Source organism: Nitrosomonas cryotolerans ATCC 49181, assembly GCF_900143275.1.
Lineage (GTDB): Bacteria > Pseudomonadota > Gammaproteobacteria > Burkholderiales > Nitrosomonadaceae > Nitrosomonas > Nitrosomonas cryotolerans.
In genome coordinates this window covers 556,956-583,443 of the sequence record NZ_FSRO01000001.1, presented here as the reverse complement: position 1 = coordinate 583,443, position 26,488 = coordinate 556,956, and the positions used below count along the sequence as shown (strand labels likewise).

The 26,488-nt window shown below is 44.3% G+C and carries 24 protein-coding genes; 19 read left to right on the top strand and 5 right to left on the bottom strand.

Translation table 11 applies throughout. From position 1 onward, the window contains the following. The gene (locus BUQ89_RS02570) at positions 1-1,182 is read right to left on the bottom strand and encodes a DegT/DnrJ/EryC1/StrS family aminotransferase (protein ID WP_028460927.1); all 1,182 of its coding nucleotides are present in this window, start codon (positions 1,180-1,182) and stop codon (positions 1-3) included. A gap of 756 nt (positions 1,183-1,938) precedes the next feature. Here BUQ89_RS02570 and ybgC point away from each other — a divergent pair. From ybgC to BUQ89_RS02520, 10 genes are all read left to right on the top strand, one after another. Further along, on the top strand, positions 1,939-2,391 hold the full coding sequence (gene ybgC, locus BUQ89_RS02565) for a tol-pal system-associated acyl-CoA thioesterase (RefSeq protein ID WP_051537516.1): 453 nt from the start codon (positions 1,939-1,941) through the stop codon (positions 2,389-2,391). Continuing rightward, entirely contained in the window at positions 2,388-3,071 is a 684-nt protein-coding gene (gene tolQ / locus BUQ89_RS02560) for a protein TolQ (protein WP_028460925.1), read from the top strand. The genes ybgC and tolQ overlap by 4 nt, the downstream gene beginning before the upstream one ends. A gap of 20 nt (positions 3,072-3,091) precedes the next feature. Then, positions 3,092-3,508, top strand: a complete 417-nt coding sequence (gene tolR, locus BUQ89_RS02555; RefSeq protein ID WP_028460924.1) for a protein TolR — start codon at positions 3,092-3,094, stop codon at positions 3,506-3,508. A gap of 25 nt (positions 3,509-3,533) precedes the next feature. Beyond that, positions 3,534-4,658, top strand: coding sequence for a cell envelope integrity protein TolA (tolA, locus tag BUQ89_RS02550; RefSeq protein ID WP_036572652.1), 1,125 nt, complete (start codon positions 3,534-3,536; stop codon positions 4,656-4,658). 46 nt (positions 4,659-4,704) lie between these two features. Continuing rightward, a complete protein-coding gene (tolB, locus tag BUQ89_RS02545) occupies positions 4,705-6,003 on the top strand; it encodes a Tol-Pal system beta propeller repeat protein TolB (RefSeq protein ID WP_028460922.1) in 1,299 nt (432 codons plus the stop codon). Between the two features lie 41 nt (positions 6,004-6,044). After that, complete coding sequence (gene pal / locus BUQ89_RS02540; RefSeq protein WP_028460921.1) at positions 6,045-6,566, top strand: peptidoglycan-associated lipoprotein Pal; 522 nt, start codon at positions 6,045-6,047, stop codon at positions 6,564-6,566. A gap of 46 nt (positions 6,567-6,612) precedes the next feature. Beyond that, positions 6,613-7,416 (top strand): tol-pal system protein YbgF, encoded by an 804-nt coding sequence (gene ybgF, locus BUQ89_RS02535; protein WP_245812877.1) that lies wholly within the window; start codon positions 6,613-6,615, stop codon positions 7,414-7,416. A 150-nt stretch (positions 7,417-7,566) separates the two neighbouring features. After that, on the top strand, positions 7,567-8,223 hold the full coding sequence (gene queE, locus BUQ89_RS02530; RefSeq protein WP_245812876.1) for a 7-carboxy-7-deazaguanine synthase QueE: 657 nt from the start codon (positions 7,567-7,569) through the stop codon (positions 8,221-8,223). A 207-nt stretch (positions 8,224-8,430) separates the two neighbouring features. Then, a complete protein-coding gene (gene queC / locus BUQ89_RS02525; RefSeq protein WP_028460918.1) occupies positions 8,431-9,108 on the top strand; it encodes a 7-cyano-7-deazaguanine synthase QueC in 678 nt (225 codons plus the stop codon). 408 nt (positions 9,109-9,516) lie between these two features. Continuing rightward, a complete protein-coding gene (locus tag BUQ89_RS02520) occupies positions 9,517-10,140 on the top strand; it encodes a tetratricopeptide repeat protein (RefSeq protein WP_028460917.1) in 624 nt (207 codons plus the stop codon). Between the two features lie 57 nt (positions 10,141-10,197). Here BUQ89_RS02520 and BUQ89_RS02515 read toward each other — a convergent pair whose 3' ends face one another. Next, positions 10,198-10,500 (bottom strand): zinc ribbon domain-containing protein, encoded by a 303-nt coding sequence (locus BUQ89_RS02515; protein WP_218612754.1) that lies wholly within the window; start codon positions 10,498-10,500, stop codon positions 10,198-10,200. A gap of 167 nt (positions 10,501-10,667) precedes the next feature. Then, positions 10,668-11,324, bottom strand: a complete 657-nt coding sequence (locus BUQ89_RS02510) for a hypothetical protein (protein WP_143071211.1) — start codon at positions 11,322-11,324, stop codon at positions 10,668-10,670. Positions 11,325-11,574: 250 nt separating this feature from the next. Here BUQ89_RS02510 and BUQ89_RS02505 point away from each other — a divergent pair, with 250 nt between their 5' ends. The 3 genes from BUQ89_RS02505 (at position 11,575) to BUQ89_RS02495 (ending at position 15,085) form a co-directional block, all read left to right on the top strand. Further along, complete coding sequence (locus tag BUQ89_RS02505; RefSeq protein ID WP_028460915.1) at positions 11,575-12,000, top strand: hypothetical protein; 426 nt, start codon at positions 11,575-11,577, stop codon at positions 11,998-12,000. A 677-nt stretch (positions 12,001-12,677) separates the two neighbouring features. Further along, positions 12,678-13,490 carry a PEP-CTERM sorting domain-containing protein gene (locus tag BUQ89_RS02500; protein ID WP_028460914.1) on the top strand — a complete coding sequence of 271 codons (813 nt, stop codon included), beginning with the start codon at positions 12,678-12,680 and terminating at the stop codon, positions 13,488-13,490. Positions 13,491-14,077: 587 nt separating this feature from the next. After that, positions 14,078-15,085: a metal-dependent hydrolase gene (locus BUQ89_RS02495; RefSeq protein WP_028460913.1), complete on the top strand. Its 1,008-nt coding sequence runs from the start codon at positions 14,078-14,080 to the stop codon at positions 15,083-15,085. A 144-nt stretch (positions 15,086-15,229) separates the two neighbouring features. On the opposite strand, the gene BUQ89_RS02490 is transcribed toward BUQ89_RS02495, so the two are convergent. Next, entirely contained in the window at positions 15,230-15,931 is a 702-nt protein-coding gene (locus tag BUQ89_RS02490; RefSeq protein WP_028460912.1) for a type 1 glutamine amidotransferase, read from the bottom strand. A 359-nt stretch (positions 15,932-16,290) separates the two neighbouring features. On the opposite strand from BUQ89_RS02490, the gene BUQ89_RS02485 reads away from it, so the two are divergent. The 4 genes from BUQ89_RS02485 to BUQ89_RS02465 all read left to right on the top strand — a co-directional run bounded on the left by BUQ89_RS02485 (position 16,291) and on the right by BUQ89_RS02465 (position 22,582). After that, a complete protein-coding gene (locus BUQ89_RS02485) occupies positions 16,291-17,676 on the top strand; it encodes a DUF2868 domain-containing protein (protein ID WP_028460911.1) in 1,386 nt (461 codons plus the stop codon). 11 nt (positions 17,677-17,687) lie between these two features. Next, complete coding sequence (locus BUQ89_RS02480; RefSeq protein ID WP_028460910.1) at positions 17,688-19,088, top strand: GTPase/DUF3482 domain-containing protein; 1,401 nt, start codon at positions 17,688-17,690, stop codon at positions 19,086-19,088. 761 nt (positions 19,089-19,849) lie between these two features. Next, positions 19,850-21,553: a cation:proton antiporter domain-containing protein gene (locus tag BUQ89_RS02470; protein WP_028460908.1), complete on the top strand. Its 1,704-nt coding sequence runs from the start codon at positions 19,850-19,852 to the stop codon at positions 21,551-21,553. Between the two features lie 66 nt (positions 21,554-21,619). After that, complete coding sequence (locus tag BUQ89_RS02465; RefSeq protein WP_028460907.1) at positions 21,620-22,582, top strand: universal stress protein; 963 nt, start codon at positions 21,620-21,622, stop codon at positions 22,580-22,582. Positions 22,583-23,045: 463 nt separating this feature from the next. On the opposite strand, the gene BUQ89_RS02460 is transcribed toward BUQ89_RS02465, so the two are convergent. Then, positions 23,046-24,467, bottom strand: coding sequence for a porin (locus BUQ89_RS02460; RefSeq protein WP_177183573.1), 1,422 nt, complete (start codon positions 24,465-24,467; stop codon positions 23,046-23,048). A 573-nt stretch (positions 24,468-25,040) separates the two neighbouring features. Between BUQ89_RS02460 and BUQ89_RS14520 the strand changes: the two genes are divergently transcribed. Both BUQ89_RS14520 and BUQ89_RS02450 read left to right on the top strand, forming a co-directional pair. Continuing rightward, on the top strand, positions 25,041-25,325 hold the full coding sequence (locus BUQ89_RS14520) for an EAL domain-containing protein (RefSeq protein WP_143071212.1): 285 nt from the start codon (positions 25,041-25,043) through the stop codon (positions 25,323-25,325). Next, a complete protein-coding gene (locus BUQ89_RS02450) occupies positions 25,243-26,487 on the top strand; it encodes an acetate/propionate family kinase (protein WP_245812875.1) in 1,245 nt (414 codons plus the stop codon). The genes BUQ89_RS14520 and BUQ89_RS02450 overlap by 83 nt, the downstream gene beginning before the upstream one ends. Position 26,488 lies beyond the last annotated feature (1 nt).

Below are 26,488 nucleotides of genomic sequence, written 5' to 3'. Positions count from 1 at the left end.
TTAAATTGATAAAAACACTTTTCTGATCTGGGCGATCATCCACGCCTGTTCTTCTGCCCGCAACTCTTGGTGGCAAGGAAACTGTAGCAAGTGCCGCGATAAATCTACGCTGGCTGAACACACTGTTGCATCAACCCCATCCCATAAAAACTCTCCAAAGCGAATAATAGGCACACCTGCATTCTTCAAAATCGGAAAGATCTTTTCTGGTTCATTTACGATCAGTGGAAATACTTGCGGAATAACGTCTTCAGGCAATCCTGAAAATAAAGGCCTACATCCCGGTAACCCGCTCAACGCCTCCTGCAAAATGATATAATTTTTACGTCGCTCTGAAACAATACGTGCTCTCGAAACATGCTTAATCAGATAACGAGAGAAAAAAGCGGATTGTTTACCAAGCCATTTAGCCTCGAACCCGAAGCCTCCATCAGACGCGCCTGGTCCGATCGACACTTTACCCAATGATGCTTTGCGTTTCACCGACTTCCATATAAAATCTTTAAGCCACATTGGCGCGAACAGGATTTTCTGCAACCATTTCATTCTTCCATATTCAAAACTTTTTTCCAGTGTGTTTAAAGTCGCTTTTACTTCAAACCCCAGTCCAGCTGAATTAAGCGGTGACAGGTTAATATGATGACGATCAGAAACCAGGCACCCCCCCTCATAAACAGGAAAAAACTTCATGGTGCTTGCGATGGCATAATCACCATAAGTCCCCAGTGGTTTATTCTTATATTTCCCAAAAAAACAGTGCGCGCAATCTTCCAGCAAGTAAAGTGCATGTTGATTACAAAAGTCACTTATTTTCAACAAATCCTGCGGAAAACCAAAATAATGCGCCACTATCAGCAATTTTACTGATGCATCCAGTTTACCTTGAACATCATTCAGATCTACTGACGTATCGGGATGTATTTTGTAAAAGATGGGGGTTGCGCCCGACCAAATGACTGGTTCAACCATAGCCGGACAATGGTAGGCCGGTAACATGACTGTGTCACCTTTCCCAATTCCCATCTGTTGCAGCGCCATCGCAATGGCTATCCTACCACTCGTGACAAATTTAGCATGACGTGCATGCAAGACAGATGGTACATCACCATCATCGCGATTTAGGTTAAAAGATTCCAGCGACAAGACTGGTTGTATCGGAATTTTCGGTTTAGGGTAAGCCATCTAAGATTAAGAGTACAGCCTAAGAATATGGAAATAGAAATTTTAACAGCAACTATAGTTCACAAAGCTTGTAAAAAACACATTTATTATGGCGCTTATTATTTTCTTAATGGTATTCGTTGTTTTTTGAATCCATGCAATCACTGACCCCTCAATATTTCAAGACCAATCCCGACATTTCTGAATTAATCCTGCGCAAACCGATTCTTTAAAAAAACAGGACCCAGCCTATCCCGACTTGCGCATAGATTACGCTCATTGCGATACACTGCATGATTCTAAATCGCATGACGGCTGAGTAAATCTCTTACCTTCCCAGTTTGAAGATCGAATCCCCGGGGATCTGGGTGAAACGACCACACATATGTTACCCATCATCTTTCCACGCACATACAATAACATGGCTATCATTCAAGGAGCGTTCAGAAAGTTTATACGGCACACGCGGACTTCATGAAATACACCCGCAGTATCGGCAAATAAATAGATGACGCAACAGCCTTCATCACTTTATCATTGCGCTTCACAACTTCGGTTTTCAAAAATATAAAGTACTTTCAGAAACAGCAATCAAACCCCACGAAAACACATATAGCACAGTTCAAATTTATGTCAGAATACACGCTTTTGCTAATACTGAGTCTTATATAAATTTTCAAACGAGGATGCATTTGGTCATGCTTGAAATTAGCATCGTATCGTAGCGAAAATATACTTTTTAAAATGCAGCCTTTATACATAAAAAATCTGAGTTAAATGAGCATTAAGATTAATAAACAAATAGATAGAAATCAGAAAATATCACAAGATATTTTTACGCTACCCATTCGCGTCTATTATCAGGATACTGACGCAGCGGGTGTCGTTTATCACGCAACACATCTAAATTTCATGGAGCGCGCGCGCTATGAATGGCTAAGAGAACTGGGATTCGACGTGCATTCACTAAGCCAAACTCACAAGATGTTTTTTATGCTTCGTTCGCTTGAAATTGAATATTTCAAACCCGCGGTCTTGGATAATTTATTACAAGTTACGGTACAGCCAGTGGAGATGGGTAGGAGTCGCATTACAATATCGCAACAGATATTCTGTCATGATGTCATGCTAGTTAGCGCTATGATTCATGCAGTCTGTGTGGGCACTGAAAGTCTTAAACCAGTAAGCGTGCCTGCACCATTGCGTCACAAATTTGGAAATCTATCATGAGCGCTATAACAGTTAATCAGGATTTATCACTTCTTAACCTTATTAGTAGTGCGAGTTTACCGGTACAGCTGATCATGGTAGTTTTATTGCTCACTTCTTTCCTGTCCTGGTGGTTTATCTTTCGCAAAATGTTTGTTATCCGATATACGATAAAACAAAGTGATGAATTTGAAGATATTTTCTGGCGAGGCGCTGACTTGCATACCCTTTATCAGCGTGCCGCTAATGCGCGCTATTCTTCAGGGAGCATGGAACGTATCTTTGAAGCAGGCTATCGCGAATTTGCCAAGCATGCACCAGGCACCGATGTCAGCACTGTCATGGACGGTACTCGTAGAGCCATGCGGGCTACCTATCAGCGAGAAATGGATAAACTCGAATTACACCTATCTTTCCTGGCAACAGCAGGATCAGTAAGCCCTTATATCGGCTTGTTGGGCACTGTATGGGGAATTATGAATTCTTTCCGGAGTCTATCCAATATGACCCAGGCAACTATTGCGCATGTGGCACCAGGGATTGCTGAAGCTTTGATAGCAACGGCAATGGGGTTGTTCGCAGCAATTCCCGCAGTGATTGCTTATAATCGCTATGCCAGTGATATCGACCAGTTGGCAACGCGTTATGAAAGCTTTATGGAAGAACTGTCCAATGTGTTACAACGGCGGGTAGCAGAATAAATAGATCGAATGAGGATTGCATGACCGAACGCCGTAGTAAGCGCCGTTTAAAGCATGACATTAATGTTGTACCCTACATTGATGTCATGCTGGTTCTGTTAATTATTTTTATGATTACAGCACCACTGATTAGTCCGGGTCAGATTGAATTACCACAGATTGGTCAATCTCTGACCCCACCGGTTGCACCACTTGAAGTCAATATCAAAGCAGACGGCAGCCTCACCTTGCGTGATCGCGCCAAAACGGGTATTGAACAAAAAGTAGATCATAAGCAATTGATTGAAGCAATCAAACAAAAACAGGCACAGAATATCGATCAACCCGTCGTCATTGCTGCTGATAAAAATATACGCTATGAAGCCATAATTAATGTAATGGATATTCTGCAGCAACACCAGGTGCAAAAAGTGGGCCTCTTGGCCAGGCAAAAATGAAAAACTCAGGGATACAATAAGTGCAATGGCATTACGGGATTCATCACGCTCTGAACCGGGCTTGTTATTAGCGAGTATCCTAACGCTACTGATACATATCATTTTTGCAATTGTTATGGTTTTTGGCTTGCAATGGAATGATCCGCCACTTGAAGGGATGGTCGTCGATTTGTGGCATGAACTGCCTCAACCAGTGCAATCATCTCAAAAGGAAGCCTCTTTAAAACCGAGAGTGACTCAACCACCGGTTAAGATAGCCCCTTCACCGCCCAAACCTATGCAGCCATCGGCTAAAGCAGAACCACTACAATCCAAACAACCGGTTCAGCAACCGGTTAAGGTCGCATCTTTGCCGCCCAAACCCATACAACAACCGGCTAAAGCAGAGCCATCACCAGCCAAGCCGGTTCAACAAGCCATTCAGGCGGAACCACTGCCATCAAAGACAGCGGCACCAGCACCGATAAAAAAACCGGATATAGCGCTCAAGGATAAAACTAAAGACTTGAAGCCAATAGAAGAAAAAAAGCCGACACCAGAAGATCAAGACAAAAAAAATCTGGAAAAGCAAAAAAACGCAATGCAAGCACAACTACAGCATAAGCAGGAACAGGAGCGGTTGCGTGAACAGGAACGGCTGCGTGATGAACAAAAACGACAGGCGGCACAAAAAGCTGAGGCACAACGACTCGAACGTGAACAGGAACGACTACGTGATGAACAAAAACGACAGGCGGCACAAAGAGCTGAGGCACAACGACTCGAACAAGAGACACAACGAAAAATACAGCTAGCCGCAGAACAGGCTGAGGCGCAACGACTTCAGCGCGAACAGGCGCAGCAAGCAGCTGCACGCGCCCGCTTAATGGGCGAAGTAGACAAATACAAAGCCATGATTGTCGCTAAAATCAGAAGCCGGGTTATCACGCCACCCAATCTACCGGGCAATCCCGTAGCCGAGTTTAGCGTTACACTCCTTCCGGGTGGCGATATTCTGGCCGTAAAATTACGCAAAAGCAGTGGCCATCCTGCTTTTGACAACGCCGTTGAGCGGGCTATTTTCATATCCGCACCATTACCCTTACCACCCGATCCAACACTGTTTACCGAGTTTCGAAACTTAAATATCAAGGTGTATTATCATGAATGATTTATATAATCAGAAACATCATTCTACCTTTCTAACAGTCTCTGCCATGTTAACGCGTTTTTATCAATACGCGAGCGGGCTGTTTATTTTATTGTTCTGCCTGATTAGTCAGCCAGTACATGCGGAACTGGATATTGAAATTTTTGGCGGTGGCACAATGCGCATTCCAATTGCGATTATTCCCTTTTCCGCCGAAGAAAGACTACAACAAAGCATTACGGCAGTGGTGGCAGCTGATTTACAGCGCAGCGGCCTATTCAAATTAATTGACCCGGCAGGCCTCAGACCACATGAACCGTCAGAAATTGCTTATGCTGAATGGGCCAATCGAGGTACCAGTGCACTGGTCATCGGTCATACGACCTTGTTGCCGGAAGGGCAAGTAGATATACGATTCCGTTTGATGGATGTAGCTAAACAAACTCAACTGGCCGGTTTAGCTACCACTGTTCCTGTAACACAGTTACGTGCAGCCGCGCACCGTATCGCTGACATAATTTATGAGGCACTTACCGGCGATGCCGGTGTATTCAGTACCCGCATTGCCTACGTAATGAAACAGGGGCAAAAATACGCATTACAGGTAGCAGATGCTGATGGACATAATGCCCAATCTGTCATCGAATACACTGAACCGATTATTTCACCAGCCTGGTCACCCGATGGCAACCAGCTTGCATATGTGTCATTTGAAAACAAAAAGCCTGTTATTTATATACAAACACTGACAAGCCGGCAACGGAGGGTACTCGCCAACTTTGAAGGTAGTAACAGTGCTCCGAGCTGGTCACCGGACGGGAAAAAACTGGCGATCGTCTTAACGGCACAAGGAGGCTCCCAAATATTTCTAATCAATGCTGACGGCAGCGGCCTGCGAAGATTGAGTAAGAGTACCGGTATTGATACCGAGCCAAGCTTTTCTCCCGATGGCCGCTCGATCATTTTTACTTCCGATCGGGGAGGTAGCCCACAGATATACCGTATGTCAATCACCGATACTGCAAACAGCACCGCCGAACGCCTGACTTTTGAAGGAAACTATAATGTTAGCGCGCACTTTAGCCAGGATGGAAGAAGCTTTACTTTCATCCATCGCAACAATAACAAATACAATGTAGCCGTGCAGGATATGACGACACGTCAGATGCAACTACTAACAAATTCTCAATTAGACGAATCCCCTAGTTTTGCTCCTAACGATAAGATGATCTTGTATGCCACAGAAATCAGGGGGCGTGGTATATTATCGGCCGTCTCAAGGGACGGTCAGACTAGGCAACAGCTTTCGATGCAAGCAGGTGATATCAGAGAGCCTGCATGGGGACCTTTACCGAGATTAAAGTAAACCTAGATTCACCATTCTACTAGATTTAACAGGAGCAACAAATGAGAAGGGCGTTGAGTATTTTAATGTTGGGTTTGTTATCCGCATGTGCCAGTCAGACCACCACCCCTGTTTCTGAGGTCGAAGATCGATCCTTCGGAACAAGCGATAGTAGCGGTATAGGAGAAAGAAACGGAATAGGTTCCGACAGAATGGATTTCCATCCGCTACAAGATCCCAATAGCATCTTGTCAAAACGTAGCGTGTATTATGATTATGATAGCTATACAGTTAAAAATGAATATCGGGAACTGGTATTGGCTCACGCCAGGTATCTACGGGATAATACAAATGCCAGATTATTGTTACAAGGCAATACTGATGAACGCGGCAGCCGAGAATATAATCTTGCACTAGGCCAACGTCGTGCCGATAGCGTAAAAAACATGATGACATTATCGGGTGCGCGAAATACGCAAATCGAATCGGTCAGCCTGGGAGAAGAAAAACCACGTTCCACTGGCCATGACGAAGCATCACAGAGAGAGAATCGCCGTACGGATATTATTTATCGGGGTGAGTAACATGTTTTTGCGCGCTTCCTTATTATTTTTTTTGATTAGCAGTAGTATGAGTTACGCAGGCCTATTTGGCGATGACCAGGCACGCGAACAAATTAGTATGTTGCGCAGCCAAATGGAAGAAATGGAAGCGCGTATTACTAAAATAGAAGAAATACTTAAAAACCAGGCACTGATAGAACTCTACGCTCAAGCTGAAACATTAAGCAGCGAATTGGGAAAACTACGTGGACAGTTAGAAGTATTAGGCAACGAGAATGAATTACTGCAAAAACGACAAAAGGATTTTTATATCGATCTGGATAACCGATTACAACGTATTGAGCAAGGCAATGCCCCCGTGATGCCTGAATCTCAGAATTCATCAACCAGCTCGATCCAATCCATACCCTCATCGACACCCGCACTGGAATCGCCATCAAAGCCAGTCTCGTCAGTTATTCCAGCGTCATCAGGAAAACACCTGATCGCAGCCAATTCGATAGAAAAAGATGCTTATGAGAAAGCATACAGTCAATTTAAGAATGGAGACTATACTGGTGCCATTTCACAATTTGAAGTCTTTCTAAGTAACTATCCCATGACCAGCCTCGCACCAGCTGCTGCTTATTGGATCGGTAATGCTTATTATGCTTTGCGGGATTTTCAGAAAGCCATTGACGCTCAGAAAAAGTTAATCAATACCTATCCTGACAGCAACAAAGCACCTGATGCATTGCTTAATATTGCCAGCAGTCAACAGGAACTGGCCAACACCCACGCTGCCAAAGCAACGCTAGAAAATCTGATTGCAAGGTATCCTCACAGTGATGCCGTAGAAAAGGCAAAACAGCGGTTGGCTCATCTCAAGTAATCAAAGCCCTTTCCTATAAAAACTGCTGGATACGATCAATACTACAAACCTTGCTTATATTCTGAATGTTTTTGTTATCATTAGAATAGTAGCGTTATTTTTCAATCAATTAGTTAAAGACTATTAACATCACTTATCTGATATTCCAGCGTGCAAAATATTGAAACCGAAATATTACGTATCAATGAAATCTTCTTTTCGCTGCAAGGAGAAACCAGTCGCGTTGGCCTGCCAACCGTATTTATACGTCTGACGGGTTGTCCTCTGCGCTGCGGCTACTGCGATACGGAATATGCTTTTAGCGGTGGCGAGAATATGCCAATATCCGCCATCTTGAGTAAGGTCTCTCATTATAAAGCACGCTACATTACCGTTACCGGCGGGGAGCCACTTGCTCAAAAGGCCTGTCTAATGCTGCTTTCAGCTTTATGTAACACGGGCTACGCCGTTTCGCTGGAAACCAGCGGCGCACTGGATATATCCGAAGTAGATGCACGTGTCTGTAAAGTAATGGATATCAAAACACCAGGATCAGGCGAAATGGCAAAAAACCAATGGTCTAATTTGGATTACCTGACACAGCAAGATGAATTAAAGTTTGTCCTCTGTGATGAAGCAGACTATCAATGGGCTAGCGAAATAATTCATACACGGCGTTTAGACCAAGTCTGCCCCATTTTATTCTCACCCGTTTATGATCAGCTGGATCCTTCAATATTAGCTACATGGATACTGCGCGATCACCTGCCTGTGCGCATGCAAATTCAGCTGCATAAGCTACTTTGGGAAGAAGGACCCGGACGATAAAATCTCTTTCATATATTCACTAGACATAAAGCTCATCTATCGCACAGGCACAAGATCTTAAATTCTCACACGGATGTTATTTATAACGTGTACGCATTAATAGCTTCGAGATGAGATTAGCTACTTTACTCCATTTCTCGCGGCGATGACTCATATCATCAGTTTCATTAATCAATCGCTCTCGGATAGACCTTATCTCACCACGATATGAAAAAAGCAGTTGTACTTTTATCGGGCGGATTAGATTCCGCAACAACCCTGGCAATTGCCCGTAACAAACAATTCCAATGCTATGCTTTAAGCGTCGATTATGGCCAACGCCACGAATCAGAACTCGTGGCGGCCAGAAATGTTGCCCGATCTCTGGGTGCCTGCTCACAACATGTTATTAAGGTAGATCTTGCTGCGTTCGGGGGCTCAGCCCTTACTAATCATTCCATCGATATTCCTATAACCGGTCAGGAAACGGATATTCCGGTTACTTATGTTCCTGCCCGGAATACGATCATGCTGTCGCTTGCATTGGCATGGGCTGAGACATTGGGTAGTCACGATATTTTCATCGGCGTTAATGCGGTAGATTATTCAGGTTATCCAGATTGTCGCCCAGAGTATATCAAGGCATTTGAAAATATGGCTAACCTGGCTACCAAGGCGGCTACCAAGGGCCACAAAACAGCGATCCATACACCGCTTATAATGCTGCCTAAGGAAGCAATCATCCGGCAGGGAATCGCATTGGGCCTCGATTACAGTATAACGATTTCCTGTTATCAAGCAGACGAGGCAGGATCAGCCTGTGGCGTTTGTGATTCCTGTCGAATACGTCGTACAGGATTTAACAAGGCCGGTTTAATGGATCCAACGCGCTACAGGCAGTCGTAATTATCTGTGCATTACAAGATCCGGTTTCAAATTTTCCTGAAACCAGGATATACGGAATCTATCACGAATTGATTGCTCCTCTTCTTAAGGGCAAGATATCCCCAATTCAATGATCACAATTTGCGAATACCTGAATGGGCCTTCTTTGGCTGGGTAAGCCTAAACTTATGAATTCCATTGACGTTCATGATTCATATAATACAATAACACTGTGCTGTGTAAGATGAAAACTGTCCGAAACGGCAAACCAGCCCTTCGCTCTGAAGACCGGGGTTTTTCGGAAGTTTCGATAAAAAATCGAACATATCTAACCTAAAATCGAGTATATATAAATTTATCAGATCACATTTGTGAAATTTTCATGGACAATTACCATGGGATAAACCTTAATTCTTAATACAAAGGCCTATGAAAATAATATTCCGGATTATCACGATTATTTATTTTATGTCACCCACTTTTTTAGCGGCCAATTACTGTGGTGAATTAAAAGGTGGTCACTATGGCCCTTTTGATTACACTAACCGACATAATCTTGAATACCAGATTAATATTGTTGAAATCGCTCATTTTACTAAGGATATAGAGAATCTGGTCAAGGGCAACACAGGAACCATTGCTGCAGATCTGAGCTATACATTGCACGCATTCCCCAATCATCATCGTGCACTCTCAGCCATGGCAAGGCTTTCTATCAGAGATAAAATACTAAAACCAATTGGTGCAAAACATTCTATCGGCTGTTTTTTTGATCGCGCTATCCGATTCAAGCCAGATGATGGCACGGTTCGCGCAATATATGCCGGTTATTTAACAACAACGGGGAAAATTGATCAGGCAATCAAACAGTTCAATGTCACAATCACATTGCAACCGGAAAATGCGACCGCACACTACAATCTTGGCTTGCTGTACTTGAAGAAAAAGAATTATAAACAAGCCCAGCACCATGCAAAAGAGGCTTATGCACTCGATTTTCCGCTACCAGGTCTCAAGAATCAATTAATAAAAGCCGGACAATGGGAAAATTAATTACCCGATTTCTTGACATCCTCCCCTTCCTAAACGAAGGGGATTCCTAGCGACTTATTAAGCCGTTAAGGGTAGGTTTGTATTGCTACTGCCTACTGGTTCCTGCTTCTTAGACGAAACTAACGTTTCAACTCCACAGGCTAACAAGCGATGTCCTCGCTCAAGTACATTCAAGGCACCTACCAAGTCGGCATTGGCTTTAAATCCACATTCTGTACATTCAAAAGCACTTTGGCTTTTGCGATTGTCACGACTAACATGTTGACATCTAGGGCAGGTTTGAGAGGTGTATTGAGGGTTTACCTTCAATACATCCCCGCCTGAACAAGCCTGTTTATACTCCAAGAGAGACCTTTGCAAAACCCCAATAGTTGAAAAATTAACTCTTTATAATCAATAGTCGAAAACTTCTGGTGTGGGCTTTTGCAAAGGTCTCTCATAAAATAGTGATCGCTGGTTTAGAAATGGCTCCTCTGTTTATTTCTGAGCACCCATTCACTAGGATAAACCTGGTTAAGCCGAATTTATCAAGCCATAAAACGGCGTTTCAAATGCCAAATAATAACGGATACTACCAACAGTAACGATATCCATTTCCAGTTATTGTTTGCCCACGCCGATCCATTCTTCCTAACAGCAATATTTGCTTCCGCAACATCAACAATTTTCAGATTTTCTTGACCATCGGAATGCGTTATCAGGTGAAGCTGGAATGTTAAAACCTGATGTCCGGATTTTTCTGGCAATAAACGCCATGTCCATAACGCTTCATCGCCAACCATAATCAACTGCTCCTGTAGCGCCGGACTCTCAATAATAAAACCATCACTAGCGATCTCTGCTTTCATACGTGGAGATACAACACCGGTAATACCCTGTATCGTCGCACCCTCTGGCGCTTCTGATACGATATCATTAATACGCTGCGCCAAGCCTCTTGTTGCCAGTTGCAACGACACATCAAAACCCTCAAACTGCAGTACTTCCGGTGGAATCGTAACCGCCGAATTATCCACAGGTAATTTCATAGACAGCGTATTCACATAGCGTTCTTCAGCTGACACAGAATGCGAAATATAATTCGCTGCATATGACACAAGCAAAATACCGACCAGTAATGCCGGAATTACCATACGATAGCTTATTTCGACCCGCTGCATTATTCCTCCTACTGTGTTCATCATACAATCCCCTATCAAACCCCAAATACATTAACGTGCGTATAATCTCCAATGTTCGTTTTTGTTTCAGGCAACATAATAATTGCCCTATTAACAATCCACCATGGCTTCATTAATAATAAACGATGAAATAAGATAAGATCACGATTCAAGGCAGTGTACCTACCATTAATTTATCGCTTCGGTCAGTTCTCATTTGACATCAATTTCTATCTAAACACCAATCAAAACCCGCATATAGAGAAAATAACCCATGCAATCAACAAAACCAAACCCATCAAATACTTCACGCAACATTTGGCCAAAACTGATTACATTCGTATTCATTCTATTGACTATCGTTGCTGCAGTGATGCTGCTACCTCGTGGATTCTCGCAGGATGTTTCACAAATTGGCAAAGGTACTAATGCGGTTGTTCTTGTCCATGACAACAATATCATACAGAGCGGAGAAACGATGGCGGCCATGAATGAAATCAGGGATATTTATACAGCACGTATCGAATTTATTATTGCAGATATCAAGACGCCATCCGGTAAAGCATTTGCAGATACTTATGCACTCAGCCCAACCGCTCTTACTTTCTTTTCTGCTGACGGCGAAAAATTGCAAACCCTTTACTCTCCACAAACAGGTGAAACATTAAAAAATAACTTAAACACGATTTTTAAATATTGACACCCTCCCCGGCTTAAAGACAGGAGATTCCTGCTGCCTCTACCTCGGAATGGGTTAGATAACTTCGGTGAGTTCCTGTTGCTGACGACATGACTGCATCGTTCACTTGGCAGACGAGCCGGGCATGTCCTGCCCTTAGAATATTGATGGCAGCAAGCACATCACCGCCACCCCACGCTTGCTTGTATTCCAACTCGCGGTGAAACTCACCTCAGCCCTGATCGAGAATCAATTTGCTGAGACCCGCTTTGGTCTTGACACTTCGTCCTGACGACTCAATCGAACCTGCTGCTGGCTCGTGGTGACGCATCAATTCCCATCGTTCTGCCAACACATCGAACAACAACAAACGCCAGATTAATCGACAATAAGAATGCCTGCGGCGTCCGCACTATTCACCCCCTGGACGGAGAGGATTTCCGCTCGGTTTGTTAAAACAACCACCCTCATGACTGTCGAAATACTTTACAACATCACTTTATGGTTTAAGCAGCATACTTTCAACCTATTGTATAATATAGTATTTATCTTTTGGGCATAATTATTGCTTGTAGTTCCTTTAGGTACTAGAACAAGGTACTTAGTTTAGATGTTTAAATTGGAAATATCTCAATTTAAATATACAGGAATTGAAAGTAAAATTTGTTAGCTTTTTTAGCTAAAATAATGGAAATAAAATGAACTCTAATTTCATCATAAAAAAGTTTAAAGCACTTACGCTTGTTGCTGTTTCTGGTCTAGGGCTTTTAGCTTTCTCGCTACCATCACAAGCAACCATCATTGATTTCGAAACCTTCTATATACGAAATAATGACAGCTCTATTGTTGCTCCGTTTGATTCCGATATGCTTATTACGGAAAATGCGACCGGCGATGGTTTTCATGCTGAAACACCGCGTAGCGGACAAAAAGTTGGCTATGGAACGAGCGCGTTAAATGGCTTGCGATTAAATACATTTAACACCGTTAACTGGACGACAACTCCATCCGCAACTGGCGCACATCCATATTTGAATATGTGGGTAACAGATGGCACTAATTATGCTGTTATTTCGTCTGAGAATTTCTACATGGGAACAGATTTCCAAACACGTACGGAATGGAAAGTATTTGAATTCGGGGCAGGTACAAATTTAGACTGGTTGCTTGATAGTGGAACCGCCAGTAGACCTCCTTCTCAATATCTAAGAAAGGATGGCAGTAATGTTTCATTAGCCGATTTGGCCGACAATGTTGTCTTATATGGTGGGCCAGGTGTGGGTGCAACGGGTGTTGGAACTGGTGCTCCACAAGGTGGCTTTGGATTCAACGTTATCTTTGGTGATACTCAGTCTAATTTCCTTGGACAATATGATATTGCAGAACTTAGTGTAACTGTTTCTTCAGAAACTTATTTTGCTGGCACCGCTAATGTTCCTGAACCAGCAACTTTTGCCCTGCTTGGACTTGGTTTGCTGGGAATGAGCTTATCACGTCGAAAGGCTTATTGAAGCATTAGTAGCGTTGAAGGATTCGATGCTTTGTTGGCTTGCCCTGTTTTTTTTATTTAGAGCAATAACTCAAGGTTTTATCAAGGCATCTAAAATAAAATAGGTGCTACGTGAAACCAAGTATCGATGTTACAAGATTAATGGCTCAACATCTATAGAGTCCTACAACTAATAAGAGACCTCACGAGCTTTCGTTTTCGAGGTCTTTTATAACTTTAGCAAAAAAATGGGACATCTAATTCGCGCATCTAATGAGACTTTTGCAAAAACCCTCGCTAGAAGTTTTCGACTATTGATTATAAAGGATTAATTTTTCAACTATTGGGGTTTTGCAAAGGTCTCCCTATATGGCTGCGCCGACACAGCTCGGAATCCTGCAACCAGTCTAAAGTAAAGAGGTGCGTTCCAGCTTACCCAGCTCGCACAACGCAAGTACTAGGCCGTTTTAGCGAGGATAAACGGCAAGCCTCCAAAAAATTCCGTTTCGTGTATTGCCCTCTATTTTGCCTATTATCTCAAATTATTGTGTGTTTTCCGACAGGCCCATATAAACTCATTAATTCTCTGCTTACCCATTTTCAACCGCTATGGATTTATTTACTCAAGGATTGCTCGGTGCCACCCTGGCACAGTCTGGTTGCAAACAGCACGAAACACGTTTGGCAACGCTTATTGGTTTTTCGGCGGGCCTGATTGCTGATGCAGATATTCTGATTCAATCATCCAACGATCCGCTGCTAAATATTGAGTTTCATCGTCATTTTACGCACTCCATTTTCTTTATTCCATTGGGTGCATTAATTGCGGCGCTCATATTCTGGCCATTTCTGCATAAACGCTTACCATTTGCACGCCTATACCTGCTCGCCCTGCTAGGATACTGTCTGAGTGGTATTCTCGATGCCTTTACCAGTTACGGAACACATTTATTCTGGCCACTCAGCGAATCACGCGTAGCATTGAATATGATCTCGGTCATCGATCCAGTTTTTACACTCATATTATTAATTGCCGTAGTATGGGCATTTAAAAAACAGGCTGTAACAGCCGCTCGAATTGGCTTATTACTTGCGGGCATTTATCTGTCATTTGGCTGGATACAGTTGCAACGCGCTGAAGCGGTTACTAAATCATTAGCCGTTGAAAGGGGGCATGTTATCGAACAACTGTTAGTCAAACCAACCCTCGCCAATCTGATTCTGTGGCGCTCGATCTATCAAATCGATGACAAACTACAAGTTGATGCAATTCGAATCGGTCTGTTTTCGGAACCTCGCGTATACCCCGGTGAATCGATTAAAAAATTCATACCTGAACAGGATTTAAATACATTACCCGCCACATCAGTATTGGCCGATGATATCGCACGATTCACTCATTTTTCTGCCGGATTGGTTGCCATTCAACCAGAACAACCCAACATACTCATCGATGTGCGCTATTCAAATTTACCAATGACAGTCGCTCCTCTGTGGGGTATAGAAATGAATCCAGCGCAACCCGAACAGCATGCCCGTTATCATGTATACCGGGATACATCCCAGGAAACGCGAGATACATTTTTGGCTCTATTATTGGGACGCAACGTGGATTAATTGAGAAAAATATCCGTATTTATCAAATCGAGACTTTTGCAAAAGCCCTTGCCAGAAGCTTTTGACTATTGATTATAAAGAATTAATTTTTCAACTATTGGAGTTTTGCAAAGGTCTCAAATCATGCCATATTTTTACAAGCGGTTACCTCAAGCCGGCAATCCATTTTGCATACAAACGCGTGGCAATTTTATTTAATGTGGCGATTTTTTCAGCCAGGTGCGCTGACATCTCCTCAGCTGATTGTACTGATGGACCAACCCAGTCAGTTAATTCCGAAGCATTAACCTGACACCAGGTTTGTACCATTTTTTCGGTCATCTCCACGTGACACTGCATTCCCAGATGAATACCCATTGCGAATGCCTGATTTTCACAATAGCGACTGGATAGTATCCGAGTCGCGCCATCAGGCAGTGTAAAGGCCTCTCCATGCCAGTGAAATGAGCTGAATTCTGACAAATCATCAAACCACTCGCGTGATATACAACTATTTGACACAGTCACGTTACCCCAGCCTATTTCTTTTACCGGAATACGACTGATTGCGCCACCCAGGGCTTTTGACATTAACTGACCCCCCAGACAATGGCCTAATACCGGAATATCATTCGTAATAGCCTGCCGTATTAAATTGAGTTCCGGCTCAATCCAGGGTAGGTTATCATTGACACTCATGGGCCCACCCATCAATACCAATCCACTGAATTGATGTACGTTATCTGGCAGCATCTCACCAGCATCCAGCTTGATTAGTTGCCATGGAATATGATTGTTATCAAGAAATGTGGCAAAATAACCGGGCCCTTCGATGGGAAAATGCCTAAAAATTGCAACTGGTTTCATGAAAATTCCTGTCAATAACTATTTGAGCTACCAGATTATGGGGTTATGGAATTATGACTAGCAACTTGTTTCCATCATGTTCTTCTGCCAACTATATTTCTATAGTTATACTAATAGAATAAAATCATCTTCGTGATCAATTTATTTTCCAGACCTTGTTCATCTTGCATAAAGCCATCGATACCACAATAAAAGAGTGCGTTAAAAATAAATCATTCCATGAATTTTGCCACACTTCTCACTTTATCGGACCATGACGTCAATAAGCATTGGGTATTATTATTTTCTTATGCTGGTTAAATGAACAGACTTCTTCAACTTAGAGATCTTGCCCGCGTTTCCTTAAAACTGGTCACTAAATGTCCGTAAAAAAATATACATTCACTGATTTAGTACGTATTGAGCAGCTACGCAATATTGAAACAAGTAAAACAAGTAACTTGTCTTACGCCAGTATTGCAGACATGGATAGTCATGCAACAACAGATTTCAAATACACAGCCTTCTTACAAAGACTGGCAATCCGGGCACGGCGGCTAATTCAGGACAATGCACTGGCGAATACATTATTACAGCCACAAAAACTGTTCACCCGGGCCAGTCGAATTAGTCTGGCCAGTGCAGCAATTCTAGGCGCACTGGCTGCAGGTAATGCAGTTGGTGAATCTGCCACACTCAATATTTACTGGCTGCTCGCTGTACTTTTAGGATTTAACCTGCTATCTATTCTGCTATGGCTAACAGGAATTATATTTAATCTGCAAGGGTTAAGTACCGGTGTTGCAGCACAGTTAGCCAGCTGGTTGCCCTATAGGCATAAGGAAAACGACACCGTTTCATCACTGGCAGCACGCGCTTGGTGGGAAAGCTGTTTAACAGGGACTGTCGGCAAGTGGCGAATCAGCGTCTTGACGCATAAATTCTGGCTCACTTATATTATTGCAGGGGTGGCACTACTTATTCTGCTAATGCTAGCAAAACAATATAATTTCATTTGGGGAACAACGCTGTTACCTGAGAGCAGTCTTCCCGAGCTCACTCGGATTTTAGGTAAACCCATGGAATATATGGGCTTAAGTACTCCGGACAGTCATCAAATTGCAGCCAGCCGAATGGGTACAGATGACCAGGATGCGGAGACACGGAGCGCTTGGGCCAGATTCTTACTGGGAACGCTCTTGTTCTATGGCTTAATGCCCCGTTTAGTATTACTTGCCATTTCTATATTGATGCAGAAATGGGCTGAACGCAACTTTAAACTAGATCTCTACCTGCCCTATTATATAGAACTGCGACAGCGTCTGATGACGCGTGAAATAAAAGCACAGATCATTGATGCTGATCCACAGGCTGTAGCCAAGCAGACAAACACTGTACCACAAGCCATCCATAATACGCTTCCACTGAACGCCTATGCTTTCGGTATCGAACTGGATGATCAGATTATCTGGCCTGAAACGGTTATTTGTCGTGACAATATTATTGATCAGCAATCACTCGCAAAAGCCACCCATAGTATCCGGAAAATTGATGGCCCTTTATTGGTCGGCGTTGCGATACACCGACTACCCGATAGAGGTGTCCAACGCATCGTCCGGGAATTAATCGCCAGTACAACTGAAACACCGTGGTTAATATTACTTCACAGGCAGACTGCCCCCCCCGTCGTTACCGCACGTAAACTCGCTTGGTTTCGCTTAGCGGAAGCCTGTGGTATTTCTGCTGAACATATCATTATCCAGTAAACAAAAATACAGTGACAAACTCATCATCCTCAGAAGTAGACACACTACTTAATATTGCCGTCGTTGGCCATACGAATACTGGCAAAACATCGCTGATACGTACCATGTTACGAAGTACGGAATTCGGTGTTATTGAAGATGCGGCAGGTACGACGCGTCATGTTGAGCAGGCAACAATATCAGCTGACAACACGCCCATACTCCACCTGCATGACACACCTGGCCTCGAAGATTCCAACGCGTTATCCTCACAGCTTAAGAAAATCAGCGCCTATTCCGAATCACTGACAGCAGCCAGCGTACTCGAAAATTTTGTTACCAATATTACCCCTAATGATTTATTGGAACAGGAAGCCAAGGTTATTCGTCAAGTCCTGCGCAGCGACGTACTGCTATACATTATCGATGTGCGTGAACCGATACTGGAAAAATATCTAATTGAATTAGAGGTACTCAGCAAATCATCAAAACCTATCATTCCCGTTTTTAATTTTATTGCGGAACACAAAAAAGAACTGGAAAAATGGCGCAAACAGCTGGCTACCCTCAATATACATACAGCGCTGGAATTTGATACCGTTGCCTTTACTTTTGAAGCCGAAAAACGGCTCTATCAAAAAATACAAACCCTGGTTGAATCACACTATGTGAAGTTACAGAAACTGATCGATTATCGTGCCGGAGTCTGGAACCAGCTCTGCCTGTCTGGCGCCAAACGCGTGGCGGAGCTCATCATCACCGTGGCCTGCCACCGCGAAATTAAACATACTAAAAAGAGTGATACAGCGGGCTCACTCGCTGCAAACAGATTACAGGATTTCGTTAGAAAAGCAGAACAACATTGCCTCAAAGACCTGCTATCCATTTTCAACTTCTCGGAAAAAGATGTCGCATTACAGAAAATACCCGTTAGCAATGGACAATGGCAACTCGATATCTTTGCGCCTGGAATACTGAAAACCTATGGCCTGGATGCTGGCAGTAACGCACTCAAAGGCGCAGCAGCAGGCGCAGGTATTGACTTAATGGTCGGTGGATTAAGTCTGGGTGCAGCCAGTGCATTAGGTGCCATAGCAGGTGCCAGCTGGTCAACATTCAAACGTTATGGTGAGGAAATAAGAGCAACCGTACAAGGCTCACAATGGCTATGTGTTGATGAAAATACCCTGCGGATACTCTACTTACGACAACAGCAGTTATTAGAAAAACTGATGCATCGGGGTCATGCCGCTTTCGATACGGTGCACTATGACATTCCGGATACAGAAAAGCTACCCGAAAATTGGACCGAATTAACCAGCATCCTGCGCCAGAACCCAGCCTGGCAAAAAGCATCCATTGCACGGAACAACGATCCGCAATACCAGGAAATTATAACTAAGCTCGTTAACACATTGCTGAATCGTCGCTAAATGACATAGTCCAATATCGTGGACAGTCCAGTTAAGAGAAAATAGCCGTAACCGGGTGAAAAAATGGTAGCAAAAAAGAGTTCTGCCATATCAAGTAAGATCATCAATACATTCGAGTAGACTGTCCACATTGAAGTGTGATGTGGCACAAGGCTGTTTGATCAGCATGCCGAGCCGGCAAAGCTATTCAAAAAGTGGACAAGCAAATGGACAGGTGTATCAGTGTGATTTGCAATAAAACCATTTGACAGGCCGTTGAGAAAATATTCTTGAAGCGGCTGATACAAGTAAAAAACAGGCGGGAAAGTGCAGCTTATGCATAACAAATGATCATTCTCAATCTGTTTTTAACACCGCAGCGGCAAGGCAGATGGTTTTTCAACGGCCTGCATGAACCATATAACCATAATAAGGTTGAAGAAGAAATCCTGCGGCCAAACCCCTGAATTGGGCAACGACACACCGTCTTTCATAATTTGCCGATCAAGTATAATGGAAATATTCTGTATATTGACTATAATAAAGAGAACAATGAATAGCATAATGAAAATATCAATATGAGGTTTAGGGGGATGTTTAAGTAAACAAGTTTTGTCAACAAAAATAACTCAACGTGCCAGTGATTTTCCAGGAGCCAAATGATTCAAAACCCAACAAATAGCTCCAACGAATATCTAAAAGTCACGTTTCTCGTCTCTTGCCACCATACCTTTTGCTGCCGCTGGGCATGGTGCTATACCCTCATGGAGAACCAAAAATAGATGGAATATCTCATCCAAATTATCCTGCTTCTGGTAACGGCGATAGCTGTCGTGGTTATTTTTCAGCGCCTGCATATCCCAACCAGCCTGGGATATTTACTGGTTGGGATAATACTTGGGCCACACACAATCGGACCGGTGGTTTCAATGCCAGAACTGGAGGCGCTTGCCGAATTCGGCGTCGTTTTTCTGTTGTTCACGATAGGTCTTAATTTCTCTCTGCCTCAAATGCACGCGCTGCGGCACCAGGTCCTCGGACTGGGTACCGGGCAAGTAGCGTTTACCACCCTGGTGGTTGGAATTGTGACGTGGCTCGCAGGACTTCCTATTGCCGCCGCGTTCGTGTTCGGCGCTGTTTTCGCTCAATCTTCCACAACGATCATTGCTAGCCTGCTCACCGAACAAGGCGAGGAACACACGCAACATGGCCGTCTTGGACTCGCAATATCGGTTTTCCAAGACGTTACGGCCGTTCCATTTCTCGTCATCATACCCGTGCTGGGTATGGCGGTCACAATGGATGTACTGGCAGGAACATTGGCATTGGCCCTGGCCAAGGCCATGCTTGCCTTCGCGCTTGTGTTCTTTGCCGGGCGATGGCTGCTTCGCCCATTGTTTCATCTGGTTTCCAAGCGCAGATCGATCGAAATATTTACTCTGTCCGTTCTGCTGGTCGCCTTACTCGCAGCTTGGGTCACAAATAGTCTCGGTTTATCGCTGGCATTCGGAGGATTTCTTGCCGGGATGATGCTGGGCGAAACGGAATTTAGGCACCAGGTTGAATCAAGTATCAGTCCGTTTCGAGACGTGTTGTTGGGCCTGTTTTTTATCGGTATTGGCATGCGTTTCAACCCCGCAGCGACACTACTCATCTGGCACTGGGCCGTACTGGGCGCGTTGCTCATTGTTACGAGCAAGACATTCATTGTTACTGCCATGGTACGCAGGGCTGGATTCGATACCCGGATGACGTGGCGTACCGGACTCATATTGAGTGTGGGCGGCGAATTTGGACTCGCGCTCATCGCTATCGCGCTCGATTCCAACGTGATCGACATGCAACTCGGTCAAATCGCCATAACCTCCGTACTTCTGTCGATGATTATCGGCGCTCTGCTGATGCGTTTCAATAGCGCTATTGCGGGTTGGTTGGTCAAAACGTCTCACACAACAGCCCATGATACCGCAGAACTACAAGAGACTCCGGAACGACAAGTGGTTATCGGCGGCTATGGGCGCGTGGGCCACACCATCGCCGTTTTGTTGCACTCATGCGGCATTCCCTTTGTGGCTTTTGACACTGATCCGAAGCGAGTGACCCAGGGACGGGCGGATCAACATGAGGTCTGGCTCGGCGACATCTCCAATCCGGGCTTACTGTCTTCCATCCATGTGGAAAGAGCCAGTCTGATCGTGATCGCCGTTGACAATCCAAACACCGCATTAGGTGCAATGTCCTATATAAACAGGACCTGCCCGCAAATACCGGTGATCGTGCGGGCACAGGATCTCGCAACCAGTGCACAACTGATTGCTGCTGGTGCCGCCCACGCTTATCCGGAAACGATTGAGTCGAGCCTGCGTCTCGGCATCACTGCCTTACAAATGCTCAATGTAACGACCGATAAAATCGACGAGATGGTTCAAGATGTAAGAGACCAGGGCTACCAACCCGTTCTAGAGGATAAGATAAGTAAACCATAAGATGCTTTATCGGCCACAGATATCGTCGAATACAACACCGATTCTTTAAGGAAGGAGTCAATCAGGATGAATTTATTCAAAAATATTCTTTACGTATCCGAAGGCGCTGTGTCCCAGGAAGCCTCGATTATGCGAGCCGTGTCGCTGGCGGAAAACAACCAGGCGGACTTGACCGTCATAGATGTCATTCCAATCATCTCAGCAGGCATCGGTCTGCCGCGCGGCAGCCTGATATCCAGTAAATTACAGACCGCTATAGTGAACGAGCGCCAAAAAATACTCGAGGCGCTGATTGAGCCTTACAAGAAGCGTCTCCACATCCGATTGGACATACTGGTGGGCACAACATTTCTCGAAGTTATTCGAGTTGTGTTACGCAACGGCCATGATTTGCTGATCAAACCAGCCGAGAATCCGAGTTTTATTGAACGACTGTTTGGCACCAACGACATGCAGTTACTACGCAATTGCCCGTGCCCGGTATGGCTAACACGCGCGAAGGAAAAATCGAAGTACAAACAGATACTCGCCGCTGTCGATTTCGATCCGGATATGCCAGATACAATAGAACAAGACCTCAATCGACAAATACTTGAATTATCCGGTTCTCTCGCATTTTCCGACTTTGCCTCGTTGCATGTCATTCATGCCTGGAATGCCCCGGGCGAAGCGATGTTGCGTACCTGGGCTGACGACTTACAGGAAGCAAGCGCTACCTATGTAGAAGGTATCCGTTCAAGTCATGAGAGAGCTTATAACCGCCTACGGCAACGGCTAATAGAGCGTATTGGCAAAGATACCAGCGATTACCTTTCTCCTGAATTTCATATGCGTCGAGGAGCTGCCGCTACCGTCATACCCGAAATAGCAAAGGAATTGCATACTGATTTGGTGGTCATGGGTACGGTCGCCCGGGCAGGTGTCATGGGCTTGTTCATTGGGAATACCGCTGAATTTGTACTCGAACAGTTGCAATGCTCAGTGCTTGCGGTTAAACCTCCTGGCTTTGTCTCACCAGTTCACCTTTGAGTAACCCACAACGATTGCGTTAACGCAAATCTGGCCAGGAATCCTTAATCATCACCATACGAATCAGAATTTTATTATTGAATTCCAAGGGAGTCTCCACAAGGAAAGCATTCTGAAATCGAGCAAAGTCAAGCTAAGGCATGCTGATTTTCATGAAATCCATAGTTTCACAAAATCAGCATACCTGATCTTTTTTATTGATTGATCTGCGGAGATCTTCGCCACCAGGAAAAAGCACACCTGATTGCTGATTGGTGTGGAGTGCTGAATTTAGATAATTCCTCATACACCGGAGCAATTTTAACTACACCTCACAAAACCCATCGATCAGTGGGGTCAACAAAGGAGCTGTCTCGCAATATAGGATTTATCCATTCTTTACTATATAACATATTGATTATTAAAAATAAATTTTATAATCACCTCAACCTTTGGCTATTTCGAGGCCGGCTCATAAATGAGCTTAAAATGTCAAATCCCATTGTAGCCAAAATCGCTGATCTGATTGATTCTGAACGGTCAGCTGACTGACCTGAAAATTCACCTTGTTTAAATGGCCGTTAAAAAAATAGGTCATTACTCCACTGGCCTCTTGTTGCAAATCGCCATTGAAATTGACGTTAGGATCAACGAAAGCATATCGCCCGGCAAATTCCAGATTCCTGGGTATGATCGGAAAAAGATAATGAGGAAAATATCCTGCCTGGACTAAGCCACCCATCAGATTGGTTTTTCTCATTGAATCACCTGGCCCTTTAAAAGTATCGATAATTTCTTTCCAGTGCATTTCTTGTTTCAGTGAAAAACCCAACCACTTGAAACGTACTTCTTCCATCATTTGATTAATACGATACTGTCCATCTTGTCCGGCCCGGAATCCAGGTAAATCACGACAGCTACGGCTATCGGTTTCGAATGCTGTGCATTTACTACGATTCGTGGCGGCTGCAAATGCAAAATTGAGGGCTGGTTTTTCATGGAACTCAATATCAGACTGGGAAAATGGCATTTCTCCGCCCAGTGCATTCCACTGTAATCGCCCAGAGTACATCATATTCCCATCATCGTTGTTGCCTTCACCCACACCTAGACCGGTAAAAACGCCCACATAATAACTGACATCATGCCAGGTTCCGGGGAATAAATTACCGAAAACCTGTACACCTTGTTGCCTGTCTACCGTAAAGATGTTGTTAACGATAGAGCGGTTAACGAACTGCTGATTAGCGGACGAAGTGACGCGTTCATCGTTATACAAAACCTTACCGCGGCCTATCCACAATTTGGCCCATTCAAATTTATCCACCGTCAGGTTTAAATCACGCAATACAGGCTGAGACCAGTCGTATTGCAAATAGTATTTCAACCACGGCCAATAGGCATGTCCTCTGAGCCTGGTGCGTGCACGACGTATTCTAAATGAACTTTCGTCTTGCTCTAAATCCTCAATTGAACGCGGATCGCTATCAAAGGGATTGGAATATCGGGTTTGTATCCGGTTCTGAATAGCTAAAGAAAATCTATTATTATCAGTTCTGAATTCAAATCCATTTTTGCCATAGCTTATATTTGCAAAGCTATCTTGTGATCCCGAATTATTTTGTGATTCCGAACCAGATGCCGTTACTTCAGGTTTTTTTGGAGTTTGAATAACCGCAACTTTCTCCGTTTTTGTTGCTTCTATATTCTGAGGCGCGGCAGGTATTGCAGCCGTTGCTGTGACCGATGTTGACTCCAATTTTTCGAGTCGTTCCAGTTTATCATCGAGCTCCTTAAGTTTCGCATCGAGACGTTTCTCAATAGCTAATAGCTCTTGTTTATAAAGTTCAGGATTTTTGGGTTCTGCTGCTACTACGTCCGCAACCAGGAGCGGTATAAGCAACATCCAAGTCAATGAGTATATCTTTAATCGAACGCTAAGATGCTTGAACATCGACTGCAGACCTTTTAAGTTGTAAAAGAGAATTATTGCAGAATTGCGACAACTGAATGCATTAAGTTCGATACTTTTCCCAGTCACAAAAACGAATATTTCTGAAGCTCAAATTATTTGTAACCGCGCTTTTATTACAGAACATCAGAACATCAATTTCTTCGAGGGGAATTGATACGCATATAAAATTTTTAAATTTAATATACTTTTAAGCAGCAGCTGACACTTTTTTGTTCATCCAGCAGTCAGTTTGACTGCATGTGCGGCTTAACGTATATTTTACTTTAACAAAAAAGGGGGGTTATTTTTCCTATCCAGCCACAGCGTCTGCTACTTGATAAGAGTATCGAGGCCGCCAAAATCCTGCATCTGCCAGATAAAGAAGGCGTCAGGCTTTCTCTTTCTATCGACGATTTTGGCATCGGGTTCTCAGTGCCCAGTTATCTCAAGAGCGATTCTTTTAATACGCTGGAAATCGACAAGCCGTTTATCAACGGTGTGACGTAAAAACAGGAAAACTCTCCTTTGGCAAGAGCAATCGTATCCATGGCTCGGAACTTCGGGCTTCGCATCGTTGCGAAGGGGGTAGAAAACGTGGAGCAAAGTCATTTTTTAATGACAGAAAGCTGCAACCTGTTACAGGATTATTTTTACAGCCGCCCAATCCCCAGTACAGCGTTTCAACCATGGCTGCAAGCAAATCAGCGGGCACACCCAAGAATAGAAGATGGCAACAGGACGCTCTCCAATGAAAGGCACCACCCTCGTCGTCAACTGCGGCAGTTCATCATTGAAACTCGCGGTTTTTGACCATCAATATAATCGCCTTATCAACGGCCTGGCAGAACGATTAGGTACCCCATCGGCTTATGCGGTCATTACCGGAAATAAAGACACCATTGATATTTCCGGCGACAGCACTCACAGAGGCGCACTCGCGACACTGATAAAACGCTTTCGCAAACGCAACGTGCTGGGTTTACCTCCAGTCGCTATCGGTCATCGTGTAGTGCATGGCGGCGAAAAATTTACCGACGCTGCAATGATCACTCCGGCCGTCATTGAAGCAATTGAAGCTTGCGCCAGCCTGGCGCCACTACACAACCCGGCAAATCTAACAGGTATACACGCCACCGGCGAGCTGTTCCCCAATGTTCCGCAGATAGCCGTATTTGACACCGCATTCCACCAAAGCCTGCCGGAGTACGCATATTTGTATGCACTGCCATACGAATACTATCAACAATGGGGCGTGCGCCGCTATGGATTTCACGGCACCAGCCACAGTTTCATGCTGGCTGAAACCGCCCGTCTGCTAAACAAAAAACTCGAAAACACGTCGCTGATTTCTGCCCATCTGGGCAATGGCTGCAGCATCACCGCCATCGCCAATGGCAAAAGTGTAGATACCAGTATGGGTCTGACTCCGCTGGAGGGGCTTGTTATGGGCACTCGCAGTGGCGATATCGACCCCGGCCTGTTCGATTTCCTTGCGGGCAAAGGTATCTCCGCCGAGGACCTGCATCACGACCTCAACCATAAAAGTGGATTGTTAGGTCTGTCACAGCAGACGAATGACATGCGCACACTGGTTGCGTCAGCGGATGATGGCCATCGCCTTTCACAGGTCGCCATTGACGTATTTTGTTTTAAACTGGCGCGCTACATCGGCGCTATGAGCAGCTCTTTAAGCACACTGGACGCACTGGTGTTTACCGGAGGCATTGGGGAAAACAGTGCTCGTATTCGGGCCCGCACAGTTGAGCACCTCTCACTGCTCGGTTTGGTTATAGACAGTGACAGCAATCTGAATCACGGCCGCTTACGAGAACACCACATTGAACATACCAACAGCCGCTTTCCCATTTTGGTAATTCCTACCAACGAAGAATTGGTTATTGCCAATGCCGCTTTAGAGAGTGTCCGCAATGCGATCGCGCCACCTCAATCCATCACCACTGAAACCAGCTGAC